The 12149-nt window shown below is 60.0% G+C and carries 15 protein-coding genes; 6 read left to right on the top strand and 9 right to left on the bottom strand.

Annotated features, from left to right (window positions below):
- Positions 1 to 798 precede the first annotated feature (798 nt).
- From ABTX60_RS42200 to ABTX60_RS42185, 4 genes are all read right to left on the bottom strand, one after another.
- On the bottom strand, positions 799 to 1200 hold the full coding sequence (locus tag ABTX60_RS42200) for a helix-turn-helix domain-containing protein (RefSeq protein ID WP_064113782.1): 402 nt from the start codon (positions 1198 to 1200) through the stop codon (positions 799 to 801).
- A gap of 391 nt (positions 1201 to 1591) precedes the next feature.
- Entirely contained in the window at positions 1592 to 1879 is a 288-nt protein-coding gene (locus ABTX60_RS42195; protein ID WP_042926913.1) for a hypothetical protein, read from the bottom strand.
- 131 nt (positions 1880 to 2010) lie between these two features.
- Complete coding sequence (locus tag ABTX60_RS42190; protein ID WP_350835193.1) at positions 2011 to 2526, bottom strand: IclR family transcriptional regulator; 516 nt, start codon at positions 2524 to 2526, stop codon at positions 2011 to 2013.
- Positions 2511 to 2873 carry a helix-turn-helix domain-containing protein gene (locus tag ABTX60_RS42185; RefSeq protein ID WP_350835195.1) on the bottom strand — a complete coding sequence of 121 codons (363 nt, stop codon included), beginning with the start codon at positions 2871 to 2873 and terminating at the stop codon, positions 2511 to 2513. Before ABTX60_RS42185 ends, ABTX60_RS42190 begins: the two co-directional genes overlap by 16 nt.
- A gap of 198 nt (positions 2874 to 3071) precedes the next feature.
- Here ABTX60_RS42185 and ABTX60_RS42180 point away from each other — a divergent pair, with 198 nt between their 5' ends.
- From ABTX60_RS42180 to ABTX60_RS42170, 3 genes are all read left to right on the top strand, one after another.
- Positions 3072 to 3269, top strand: coding sequence for a hypothetical protein (locus tag ABTX60_RS42180; RefSeq protein WP_125053481.1), 198 nt, complete (start codon positions 3072 to 3074; stop codon positions 3267 to 3269).
- Between the two features lie 819 nt (positions 3270 to 4088).
- Positions 4089 to 4244 (top strand): DUF6131 family protein, encoded by a 156-nt coding sequence (locus ABTX60_RS42175; RefSeq protein ID WP_087503832.1) that lies wholly within the window; start codon positions 4089 to 4091, stop codon positions 4242 to 4244.
- Between the two features lie 248 nt (positions 4245 to 4492).
- A complete protein-coding gene (locus ABTX60_RS42170) occupies positions 4493 to 5425 on the top strand; it encodes a DoxX family protein (RefSeq protein WP_003944048.1) in 933 nt (310 codons plus the stop codon).
- Positions 5426 to 6487: 1062 nt separating this feature from the next.
- On the opposite strand, the gene ABTX60_RS42165 is transcribed toward ABTX60_RS42170, so the two are convergent.
- The gene (locus ABTX60_RS42165) at positions 6488 to 7021 is read right to left on the bottom strand and encodes a sigma factor (RefSeq protein ID WP_073513845.1); all 534 of its coding nucleotides are present in this window, start codon (positions 7019 to 7021) and stop codon (positions 6488 to 6490) included.
- Between the two features lie 505 nt (positions 7022 to 7526).
- On the opposite strand from ABTX60_RS42165, the gene ABTX60_RS42160 reads away from it, so the two are divergent.
- Genes ABTX60_RS42160 through ABTX60_RS42150 form a run of 3 tightly spaced genes read left to right on the top strand, consistent with a single transcriptional unit; the run spans position 7527 to position 9300 of the window.
- Entirely contained in the window at positions 7527 to 8669 is a 1143-nt protein-coding gene (locus tag ABTX60_RS42160) for an alkane 1-monooxygenase (protein WP_149357449.1), read from the top strand.
- The gene (locus tag ABTX60_RS42155) at positions 8669 to 9016 is read left to right on the top strand and encodes a hypothetical protein (protein ID WP_187781738.1); all 348 of its coding nucleotides are present in this window, start codon (positions 8669 to 8671) and stop codon (positions 9014 to 9016) included. The genes ABTX60_RS42160 and ABTX60_RS42155 overlap by 1 nt, the downstream gene beginning before the upstream one ends.
- Positions 9007 to 9300, top strand: coding sequence for a BldC family transcriptional regulator (locus ABTX60_RS42150; protein ID WP_081377674.1), 294 nt, complete (start codon positions 9007 to 9009; stop codon positions 9298 to 9300). The genes ABTX60_RS42155 and ABTX60_RS42150 overlap by 10 nt, the downstream gene beginning before the upstream one ends.
- A gap of 65 nt (positions 9301 to 9365) precedes the next feature.
- Here ABTX60_RS42150 and ABTX60_RS42145 read toward each other — a convergent pair whose 3' ends face one another.
- The 4 genes from ABTX60_RS42145 to ABTX60_RS42130 all read right to left on the bottom strand — a co-directional run.
- Positions 9366 to 9551 carry a hypothetical protein gene (locus ABTX60_RS42145; protein ID WP_352101953.1) on the bottom strand — a complete coding sequence of 62 codons (186 nt, stop codon included), beginning with the start codon at positions 9549 to 9551 and terminating at the stop codon, positions 9366 to 9368.
- A 105-nt stretch (positions 9552 to 9656) separates the two neighbouring features.
- Positions 9657 to 10004 (bottom strand): DUF3024 domain-containing protein, encoded by a 348-nt coding sequence (locus ABTX60_RS42140; RefSeq protein WP_073513844.1) that lies wholly within the window; start codon positions 10002 to 10004, stop codon positions 9657 to 9659.
- A 142-nt stretch (positions 10005 to 10146) separates the two neighbouring features.
- Positions 10147 to 11205 (bottom strand): IS30 family transposase, encoded by a 1059-nt coding sequence (locus ABTX60_RS42135; RefSeq protein ID WP_209923624.1) that lies wholly within the window; start codon positions 11203 to 11205, stop codon positions 10147 to 10149.
- A gap of 723 nt (positions 11206 to 11928) precedes the next feature.
- The coding region (locus ABTX60_RS42130; protein WP_350835235.1) for a hypothetical protein at positions 11929 to 12149 on the bottom strand (221 nt) is incomplete at its 5' end.

The raw sequence follows: 12149 nt of genomic DNA, 5'->3' as shown, positions 1-12149 counted from the left end.
GAGATCGTCGCCGTCTCGCAAGAGTAGGGGCTTAATCCGCATGCTTGAAGTATCTCAAATCGCACTGTCAAAGAATTTTAGGCGCGCGGCACTAGGTAGCGCTCTCACCTACCTCGCTGAGGTCTACGCCTCGAAGCCCTCATCACCGAACTCCGCGACTTCCCCATCCGGACTTCAGTTGGTGAAGGCTCGCGCGAACGTCCACCCCCTACTGGCGGACGCCAACTGGAATGTCGATCCGATGGGCGTATTCGGCACTCTCGGTCACTGCCACCATTCCGCGCGGTCCTCCCATCGCTCGCAACGCGACGTTTTTTTGCCTGCCCGGCAGGCAAGCAGGAACCGAGGTTCTGACGAGAACCTCGGTACCGGCGGCTCGTTCACCTCTGTCACATGTTGAGCGAACTTGCTCAGCCGCCTCAAGGTGCTACTCGAGCAGGGCGGTAAGGGAGTGAAGCTTGCCGGCGAGCCGGACGCCCAGAGCCGGCAAAGGGCACGGGACCTCAAGTAGGGGCGGTAGGCAGAGAAATGCCGTGACCCGTCCCCCGGCGCCATACTCTCGGGGTTGGGTCGATAATCTGGCGGAATCCGACCCTACGTCGGGTAGTGAGCGATCGCACCGCAAACACGCCGAACGTTCTCCGACGATCGAGCACGGCATAGTCGAACGCATCCCGGAGAGCAGTCCCAGTGGTCTTCGAAAACGAGTTCCCCAGTCAGGAGCAGATACTCGTCCCTACCACTCCAGACCGTTCACCTTTCAGCGTCGGGGAACCGGTCTATAGCAGTACGTTTCGGTCAATCAGCGCCCGCAGTGATCTCTGGAAGTTTCTCTGCGCGGCGCAAACGTTCCGCCATGTCGACGACCAGCCCTGTGGACGACTCGGAAAGGCCGACCACTGCAGCCAACAGTTGCCGCAACGCCCCCTGTTCGAGACAGTCGATGACAACCGACGGTTCCGCCCCCTCACTGTCGACCGGCAGATAAAAATACTTGTCATCGACGCCGAAGAAATTAGCAAGCACAGCGACCACATCCGGAGAAGGGTTCGTCCGCCTACTTCGACGTAACTGAGACAGATAAGGGCGGGAGAGGCGAGAGCCACTCGCGGCGAGACCGTCCGCCACCACAGCTTGCGTGACCGGACGACCGAATCGCGGCGAATCCTCGAACAACATATTCAACCGATCAGCGAACATACGATCCTCACGTCGAAAAACCTAGACAGTATCGATTTCAGAACGATGATCACATGTCGCCGCCGGTAAGAGGAGCGCTCGGACTCAGCAGCTCGTATCCTTCCCGCGCATGCAGCGGTTCCCTCGCCGCTATCGCGGTTAACCCTGCCGTTTTCTGCTTCCGACTCCCGTGCGCCCCTGTCAAGCAACGTTGAAAATAAGGACACATTGCAGCACAACACCATTACCGCCAATAGTTCGCTGTCGTGCCGACAAAACGGAAACATTGTCGCAGGCTCGGCACAGAAATTTCCAGCGGCAGCCCCGGCCGAAGCATTGAAAGTCGCCCACATCAACCACGACGACAACGAAACTGAGGCCGGTCTGTCGCTACTATCGACCCTCGACATTATCACCGCAGACGCCCACGTCTTCCTCGTTCCCGCCCCTCGGCCTGCTCCTGCGCATTGCGCGGCACCTCGACGCCGCCGCAGCATCCTTCTTGCGTGGCGCGAACCTCTCCGACGGACTCGACAAATCCAACCGCCACTTCGCCCACATCCTCGCCCAGGACGCCAACGGAATCCGCATTCTCGCACAATGACACATTCAACGAAAAATGTATCTGCTTGCAGCCCAACATGTTCAAAATGACATGGCTGATCCACGGCGAGCCCTGGAGAATGCAAACAAGCGCCATCCAGCGTGGTCGAGGAGTTAAGGATGCGTCAGCGAGTTCTCGGGAATACCGTCCAGTACTGACACCGCGGACTCGATCGGTCGAGATACGTTAGATCCAGTCTTCCGGTGATGCCGCCAGGAGGCGATCCATCATCTCCGCGGAGAATGTGGCCGCAGGAACGGAAGGCGCCTTTCGTGGTCTACGGGAATGGTCCGATTCGGGGTACAACGATCGAGAAATTTCACGGACCGCGTGGACGACCAAGGGGCGAGGCGTTCTAGCTGAACGGATTTGTTGTTGCCGCACAGGGCGATGCTGCCGACGGGTTCTTCGTATCCGCGAACCGCAGCAGCGATGCAGGCCACACCATGAGCTGACTCTCCTCGCTCGAAGGCCACACCGCGGCGCCGGCGGATGCGACTCAGTTCCTGGTGCAAAACATTGATGTCTGTGATGGTGTTTTCCGTACTGCGAGAAAGGACTGAGCCGAAAAGAGCGTCGACGCGTTCGGGGGCGATCCACGCCAGGATCGCTTTTCCGCCGGCGGTGCAGTGGGCGGGGGCGTGACCCCCGACACGCGACGGGATTGCAGCGGCGAAACGTCCGCCGACTTTGTCGAGATCGACGACGTCGGGGCCGTCGAGGACGGTCAGATGCACGACCATACCGGTCTGCTGGTGCAATTCGTGCAGAAACGGTGCGGCCGCTTCACGAAGCGAGCTGCGCCTCTCGCCGTCGCCGTCCCCCGGAGAGCGCGGCGACCGAGGCAGTATCCGAAGGAGGCGTGCTCGACCCATCCGAAGGTGGTGAGCTGATCGAGAATGCGGTGGACAGTGGAGCGAGGTAATCGAGTACGGCATGCAACCTGTTCGAGCGTGATCCGAGCTCCTCGGCCGCCGAAGGCGTCGAGAATCAACGTCAGTCGCTCGATCATCGAGGGTGGCAGGTCCTTGCCCGACTTCATCTCTGTCGAGACGCCCGGCGTTGTGCCATTCTGGTCAGCGATGCCCATGAAGCCCCTTCCGAAATTTACTAGAATTCATTCTATCTCCTGTGTTCCCCACCCAGTCGGTGGCTCGCTTGCAGAATGCGACGGTAAGCGCAGCAGACACATACATCGCGTCACAGACTTACCGGTGTCATCGGTGCGCGGGATGCGTTGCCTGCCAGTAGGAATGCGCGTTCGAAGAATTGGCCTATGGTCGATTTCGTGAGCACTGTGCCCGTCGTCGGCACCGAACTCGGACGCGACTGCCTTCAATGTAGATGTCCACTGTTTATTACCGTGCTCGAGTTCTACGCCGGTTCACCACCTGAACTGACCGACCGCCGGGAAAGTTTCGTTGATTGCCGCAGCGGATGCAGGGGCGTTATCGAACAGCCGGTCGGTATCGACATCAGCCGTTGACCGATACCACGATCTCGCCACTTCGCGGGGAGTGATCACCAACGTCTATCCGCGTCGCAACCGCTGCAGAATGGCATCGAGTTACGGGCGTGAGGCTTCGCACCGCCGGCGTGATCGAGATGAACATTCTCGGCCCCCCACCCACCCGCGCCAGCCTGGAACGAGGGCCGAACACTACCCTTCTCCGTTACTTGTCAGGAACGCGGCAATGTACTTGTACTGACGCACGGCAGAATGACGCTCATCTGGTGCAGCAGGCGACTCTGGACGACAAGGCCAGCATCAGGGAGTGCTGCCCGTCGCCTTGATCGGTTTCTGCTGGGCCTCGTTGTGCCTGCTCGACAAATACGGCGGGCTGTTCATGTTTGGAGAACAAGGCACCAGGGCATGGAGGATGTTGACCCGCCGGTTGAGTCCCCCACTCCGTCCCGGCGGGTCTTCGATCTGCGTGTCGGAGTTGTCGCCGGTTCTGACACGCACGGTCCACCGACCGATGTTCACACCTGATGTCGGTGGACCGCCCGAACTTCGCGCTCGTCGCCGACACGGCGGGCGCGTGCCCGCCCACCGAGACTCTGCTCGTGCTCAGTGTCGGTGGGCCCTTGACTACGTCCTTCCTCAATGTTCGCCAGGCACCGACCGGCCTCCTGGCCGGGCCAGGTCGGCGCTTAACGCCACCTCACTACATCTGGTTTCAATTTTGCCTATAATCTATGTCTGATGGTATAGATTCTGTGATCTATTGAACTTCTCGCACCGCCGGATCTGGTGGCTGGCCGGTGCGCAGAGCGAGAACCTAGCGAGAGAATAGGAATCACTGTGATTGTCCTCGGCATCATTCTGGCCCTGATCGGTTACTTCACCGCAATCAGTATTTTGACGACAGTCGGCATCATCTTGGTGGTGGTCGGCGCAATCCTGACACTTCTGGGCACTATGGGTCGCGCTGTGGGCGGTCGAAAAGTTTGGTATTAACACCCTATATACCTCGGCCTAACCCTCGCCTGGGACATCTGGCTCGCGCGGGTACCTAATTTGCTCGACCCATGATGATGCACCACTACCGGGATCGCCTCCTCCTGTAAGAGAGGTACTGGGCACATCCCACCTCCACGTTTGAGGGTGCCTGTCGACAGAGTTCAGTGCAGCTGGGCAACCTGCCGGGAGGCCCCGCGGAGAGTGTTTATCTCCGAATGTCGCATTCACTCTGGAAGGCTTGAAACATGCTGGTACGTCGAATTGCTCGTCCACTGCTTTCCACGATCTTCATCGCCGGGGGAATCGATGCTTTGCGCAACCCCGCTCAGCGAGCAGCCAAAGCGTCACCGCTGATCGACAAATCCGTCGAGACGCTGCCAGGAGCAGTGACGCAGAAGGTGCCTGCTGATCCGGAAACACTCGTCAAGATCAACGCCGCCGTCCAGATCGGCGGCGGTGCCCTGCTGGCCACCGGCAAGGCGCCGCGCCTCGCGTCGTTGGTCCTCGCGGGGAGCCTGGTACCGACCACGCTTGCCGGTCACGACTTCTGGAACGAAACCGATCCGTCACTGCGAGCGATGCAGCGGACCAACTTCATCAAGAACGTCAGCCTGCTCGGCGGACTGATGATCGCGTCCGTCGACACAGAGGGCAAGCCGTCGCTCGGCTGGCGCGGCCGCCGCGCCGCGAAGAAGGCTCAGGCGTCTATCGCCGCGGCACTTCCGTTGGTCGCATCGCAGACCGATCACACGAGCGATCGCGTCGAACACGCTCTGTCGGTGGCGTCCGAACGCGGTTCCGAACTTGCCGAAACCGCGAAGGCACACGGCACGGATTGGCTCGAACTTGCCAAGGAGCGCAGCTCCGAGTTCGCGGAGATCGCGAGCAAGCGAGCCGCGGAATTCGGAGAGGTCGCCAAAGAACGCGGCCCGGACATCCTCGAAGTCGCGCAGAAGCGCGGCTCCGAACTGGCCGAGACCGCACGTGAGCGCAGCGCCGAACTGGCAGAGCTGGCGAGCAAGCGCAGCTCGGAGTTCGCCGAACTCGCCCTCGAGAAGAGCAACGAGTGGGCAGAAACGGCGTCGGAGCAGACCGAGGTGCTGGGTAAGCGTGCTCGCAAGCGCGCAGAGAAGGCGCTCGAAAAGGCTCGCGCCAAGAAGGACGAATTGACGCACTGAGCGCACCGAAAAACACGGTCACAATCGTTCAGTGACGTTACTACGAGTTTGTTGGCTAGCGTTTTCTGGCTAGATTTCGTAGCCGACGAAAACACGATGGACATGCACTCCCAGAGATAAGTGCTCCGAGCGGATGACACAGCGGGGGCACCCACTGGCTGCGCTCGCGCGAGGCTTTGTTTGAGAGCGCGACTCGGGGGGTCCGCCAACGAACACGAAGGTAGAGGCAGGTCATATGGGGACCTGGCTCGCGAAATTGACGGATGATCACGGAGAGTGGCTGATGACGGCTCGCGCCGACAAGACCAAGATCACCAGAGAAGACGTCACCCTCCTACGCGGAGGACAGGTGATCGGTGTTGACGACGGTGTCATCGGCGTGGTCGGGTCGATGCCTCTCGATCCGACCACCGCATCTCCGCGGTGGGTCACAATACGCCGGGACCACTCAGGAGTGGTGCACGCACCACTCCCCCCTGTACAACAGCGAGGTGTGCGGCCCTAGACCTCACGCGTGAGTCGACTGCAGATCAGGAATCATAGGTCCCCGACCGATACCTCACCGAGTCGTGCGTCATGTGGTCATGGAGAACGCGTTCGTGGAGCATGCTGAAGCGGATCGGCGGACATGCTCAAGCCATTGTGCGTGGCATATGTCTTCTACTTCCGGGAATGCGGGCCCTCCCGAGAGGTCGAGGATCTGGTCCGGTCGTGGAGGTAGGTCGGCGTCGGTCACACGCTCGATGAGCCCCACTGCTTTCCATCCGCACGAGCATTGCGCCCGCCAACCGATCGTCGCTTCATCGGGCACGTACGTTCCGTCCTCGAGTCCGAAGCCCCGGGCGCTGTACGACAGTGCGGTGCGATCGCCGGCGACGATCGTCGCCGGCGCTCCTTCGTGAGCGCCGTCAGTACTCGTCCAGCACATCCCGTCTCCTTCCTGCAAACCCTTTCACAGTCGGACCACCTAATTCGTGCAAACCTCGATTACTGCGCCCGATCACCCCGCGAAGCTCTCCGCTCGTAGCACCAACGCCGAACATGCCTCCGTCAGAACTCCGGCTACATCAGACTGCATTGCTGACTAGCGCGTGCAGTCAATACGGCTGATTTGATGCTCGATCGCACAAGGGTAACGGTCACCCCGTCACGATGGGCTATCTGCCGCTGTGTCCAACCGCAGTAATATCCCTGGTAGAGGTATCTTCTTGCGCGGCAATCCCCTGTTGACCAACTGAAGCCGTCTTTGCATGCGTGGGCTTCCTCGGCCGATCCGGAGGCCTCCTGAGAGGACCATAAAGCCTCGCGCCGAGGGCGGGAGCGAATCTTTTCTATCGCTCGCCGGTGAGCAATCATGATTACCCACGCCGTAGGGCTCCCGTTTTCCGTCTTGTACTCGGGCGCGCATGCCCATACCTCGCGATACACCGACCGTGCCAGTTCGTCGCTAACTCGCTGATCACCGAACATCTGCATGAGCAGGTCGCAGGCCCAAGGGGAAGTCCGGTCGTAGAATTCGGCGAAAGCTGCACGACTCCCGGAGGAAACAGAACACAGCACAGCAACAAGGTGGTCGTCTGGATCAGCCTTTACCATCACGGTCGCCCCACTCTCACGTGAACTTACAGAGCGAGCATAGTCATCTGCACTCAGCAGGAACCTCGGAAAGTGGGGCTCGAACGTCTCGAATGAATGTCAGTTAGTACACAGCAGCCGGAAGTCGTGTAGCTAGCCCCTGCCGTATTGCTGTGGTCTCCATCACCCGCATCCGAGGTTGATGGAGCGCTCGCTCCGAATCATGGGCACACCCAAAGTCGCAACATGCCCAAGCAGGTTGGCAAAGGCATCCCGGAATGAACACGAGTCTTGTTCTTCACCAAGATCATTCATCGATCGTGCGAAAAAGACGGATTAGCCACCGGCGATTCGTGGATATCCGAGGAGGCCGAGATCGTAGGGCCGCGCCTCAGCCCCCGACGTGCGATCACCTCTTACTTCGATTCCACGTGTAACCCTCGGCTCTGGAATGAGATACACATATCGTAAACGTCCTCTAAGACTGAATCCTTAGGAAAATGCCCCCTATTCACCAGATGTCACCATGACTCCCGCGGCTTCCACACCCGCGAGCATCGAAGGCCCTTCGGTGTGGCGTGATCGTAAGAGGTACCTGTGGCCGCTCGGATTGCTGATTCCACTCAGCCCGTTCATCTCCTGGTTTCTCGTCGACAACCTTCGTCTCGGATTGTTCTGGGCGACCGGCGCGTGGCTACTGGTCATCGTCATCCCGATCATCGACATGCTGGCCGGTGAAGACGGCGAAAGTCCGCCGGACGATGCGATCCCACGACTGCAGAAGGACCGCTACTACCGCTGGTGCACTTACGCGTTCCTCCCCTTGCAATACGCCGGTCTGGTCTTCGCCTGCTGGTGCTGGATCAACGCTCCGATGGGAATCGCGGAGAAGATCGCGATGTCGTTCACGGTGGGCGTCGTCGCCGGCGTCGGTATCAACGCGGCCCACGAGCTCGGCCACAAGAGCGAGAAGATCGAACAGTGGCTCGCGAAAGTGGCGCTTGCGCAATCTCTCTACGGGCACTTCTACGTGGAACACAATTTCGGCCACCATGTGCGTGTAGCTACTCCGCAGGACCCGGCCAGCTCACGGTTCGGTGAGAGCTTCTGGAGGTTCTTGCCACGAAGTGTGTTCGGCGGGCTGCGTTCGGCATGGCGCATCGAGAGCGCTCGACTCCAGAGGAAAGGCAAACGAACCTGGAGCTTCGAGAACAATATTCTCAACGCTTGGGCGATGAGTGTTGTCCTCTTCGCGACGCTGATCGGTATCTTCGGTTGGGAGGTCGCGCCCTGGCTCCTGCTGCAGGCAGTTGCCGGATTCACCTTCCTCGAAGCCGCGAACTACCTCGAGCATTACGGCCTGCTGCGTGGCAAGCGTGCCGACGGCTCGTACGTTCGCGCCAGCCCCGCTGACAGTTGGAACAGCGATCACGTCGTGAGCAATCTGTTTCTCTACCAACTGCAGCGGCACAGCGATCACCACGCCAACCCGAAGCTGCGGTACCAAAGTCTGCGTAGCGCGGCCGAAGCGCCGCAACTTCCGGCCGGCTACGCAGTGATGATCGTGATCGCGTGGATTCCACCGCTGTGGCGCCGGGTGATGGATCAGAGATTGTTGGACTACTACGACGGCGACACAGAACGAATCAACGCCAGGAGCACGACCTGATGAACGCCCACGACCCAACAAATACAGAGTCAGATCCGTACCCGCACAACGACATAGATCGCCACCTGCAGTCTCACGCCAGATTCGCACGTGCAGCGTCGAGTCCAGAAGTCATCGCCGCCGCGCAATTCTTGCTGCAGCAACCCGATGCCTATCTATACCGCCGCCGCTACCTCGAACTCATCGTCGATACCACAGACTCAGACGGCACCCCGATCACCGACTACACCGCTGCCGAAAAATATCTGCTCACCGCGTACAGAAAAATTCTTCGATCCGATACCGGGCATCCGAGTCAGAAAGAATCACGCACCGTCGACTCCTCGAAAGGACAATCATGGGCCTGAACGGGTCGACTCCAGCCTCCGCTCAGCACGAAAGCAGCGGTGGCAATGGACCGCCACCTCCTCCCGCTGTCTTTGATATCGGCTCCGAAGACTTACTCACTCCAAAACAAGTGTCCGAACTTTTTCGTGTAACTCCGAAAACAGTCGCTCGCTGGGCTGACGAAGGAAAAATCGGGTTTACCTCGACCATCGGCGGTCACCGCCGCTACCACCGCACCGAGATCCGTATGCTCTTGCACTCGCTTCACACTCCAGGGCCAAAAACGGATCCGACGGCATCCTGAATTCAAGCCCGAAATGCTGTAACCCAACCCTGACGATACCGATGCACGTTACTTTCGTTCGCGGATCAGATGCTCCCGATGTCGCCGACTGTGCCCTGAACTCGCATGTGACCGTCGGACAACGTGTACGTGACACCGACGATCGCGCACGCACTCTTGTCCATCTTGTCGGCGATGATCCGCGACCTCTGCATGATCAGCGCGCCGGTCTCCACGACGTGACGGCCTTCGAGTTCGTCGACGGTGGACAAGCCCTCGTTGCTGCCTATCAGAACCACGCTCGACCGCACTGCGGACGAAGCTGTCCGGAACAGTTCTTGGTCTCAATAGGTCAACGCATCACCGACGATAACGGATCAGCCCCAGAAGATCGGATCGCCACCGTTTTCGATGTGATCGAGCAAATCCTGAACGTGAGGGCTCGGCGCCAAGAACTGGTAACGGTGAAATTTGAGGTTCCGGTCCCGCCAATACAAAGTCCACAGCCCGGTTTTCTTCGTGTAAGACAGGCGGGCGATCGGGAATCGCGTCCACTCCGGTCCGAAGTCCTCACGCCACGGCGACCGGCATTCGCAGATCGTGACATGGCGCGGCGCGATGTCGCATTCGACCCGAATCTCATGACGCAGACGATCGGGAACTCTACTGGCGCAGTACTTCACGATCCGGGCGACATCGAGTTCGGGAAGTCCGGTAGCAGCCATGACCATCATCATGCCAACCGCCGTTATGGCCAGCTTTGCTATCCAACTGCGGAGGAACCGAGCACCTGGTCTTCTCGTTGGCGTGGACTGTCCCAGTCGAGCACCCGACGAGGCCGATCGTTGAGTCTCGCCGCGATCGAATTCAGGCCCTCCTGGCTGAAAGTGCGCAGGTCAGCGTTCTTGCGCGGTACTGGCGCAGGAGCCCGTTCGTATTTTCGTTCGTCCCTCGTTGCCACGGATGATGCGGGGCGCAAAAGTAGACGGGCAGGTCGAGTGCTGCGGTGATGCGCTCGTGCGCGGCCATTTCCAGTCCCCGATCCCACGTCAACGACCGACGCAGATGCGCAGGCAACCGGCCCAGATAGGCAATCAAGGCGTCCGCAACCGTCTCGGCCCGGTACCCGTCCGGCAGTGCGACCACATGCACGGCGCGTGATTGCCGATCCACCAGCGTCGCGACCGCTGACGGGCGGGTGCCGAACACGAGATCGCCTTCGAGGTGTCCGGGCTCGCTACGATCACCGGCCGCAGAGCTGCGGTGATCGATGGGGACCCTGTTCCGTATCTGCCCGCGCCCGTGGGAGCGTTTCTTCCCACGAGGCCGGCGGATCCGCCGATCGGTACGCAGTTCGTGAAATTTTGTGTCGTCGAATACTTGTCGCGACGGTATATACAGGCAACGGTAAATCGTCTCGTGCGAAACCCACATCTGCGGATCGGACGGGTACTCGCGCCGGAGCCAGGCGGAGATCTGCTGCGGTGACCACTGCTCACTCAGCTTCCCTGTGACAACCTCCTGCAGAAAATGCCTGGTAGAGAGGGTCGAGATTTGAGGGCGGCGCGCGCGGACATACGCTGCGGCATCCGCCGGGGTCGCCCGATAGTGTTCGCGGCCGCCGTTGCGGGCGATCTCCCGTGCGATCGTGGACGGGGATCTTCCGAGTTTGTCGGCGATCGTCCGAGCGCTGTCACCGGCGGCGATCCCACGGGAAATCTCTTCACGCTCCCCGGCCGTGAGATGAGATGCTCGCCGACGACGTGGGAGCGGCCGGATACCGCCGGATTTACGCAGGAACCGGCCGATCTGAGGGACACTCTCCCCGAGGACCCGCCCGGTCGCACTCAGCGAATCACCGCGACGCCACATCTCCCAGATCGTGTTCTCTTGATCCACAGTGAACCCGAGCGCCTTGTTGCCCATCCATGCCTCCACGATCACGCATCATGTCACCAGCAGTGATGCGTTGACGTATTGAGAGCAAGTTCCGTTGTCGAGGGCATGGACGCGTGGTTGACAAACCGCTCGTTGCCTTCGCGAAGAGACGTCCAAGCGGAAAGGGGGGGCTTGATCGCGGCATCCATCTACCGTGCATACAAAGTCTGGCGACTCACTATCGACACCTGAATTGAGGGCCTGGAACCGTGCGGCGGGGCGCTGGTCGACGATACTAGAACAGTACGAGGGACTGAGCCCGGAAAACAATTTACTGCGGTGCAGGCCGCATTCTCTTAACACCGTGGTGACGGATCGGGCCACCGCTGAGGGTCTGCACCCGAATCGAGGCTACGCGCCGCCACATCCTCAAGAAGATGCACGTCCATTTGTTGACCCCGAGATTCAGTCCGGCCGGAAGGTGTTCGCCGCGAGACTTGTTCGCCCACAATCACACGTCTCAGCCTAGACAGTGATGCGTACCGGAAAGCTGAATTTCTTCTCACCGTGGATATTACGTATTCCTATTGCCGGCGCCGATGGACCGGGATCAGGAATGACCGCTTCCGCTCCCCTGAGATCTATCTACTCAAAAACTGAACTGCTCCCTACACGTAGGGCCGTGGAGTTCGGTCCCAACGCGCAGGGAGCATCTCGTGGCGAACTCATACCTCGACAGGTTTTCGGTTCGGCGTCAGCCCGAATGTTCGCTCAGCTGAGCGAGTTCAGTGCGGTGATGAAAGAGACGGCGGTGATGCCGAGCTTGAGCAGTTCGCTGATCTTGCCGAGATTCAGTTCCTCGAGCGAGTCGGTGCTCAGCGATGCGGTGTCGAAAGAGGCTCTTCCCAGATGAGGGTGTAGGTCGGCCGGGCGCGTCGGTCCGCAGGTAGACGTCGAGGTCTCCCGACGATGGAGGTTCCTACGCCATCCAT

This window comes from Streptomyces sp. NPDC126510, assembly GCF_040302345.1.
Classification (GTDB): domain Bacteria; phylum Actinomycetota; class Actinomycetes; order Streptomycetales; family Streptomycetaceae; genus Streptomyces.
The sequence above is the reverse complement of the archived record's forward strand: the minus strand, read 5'-3'. Positions and strand labels throughout refer to the sequence as shown.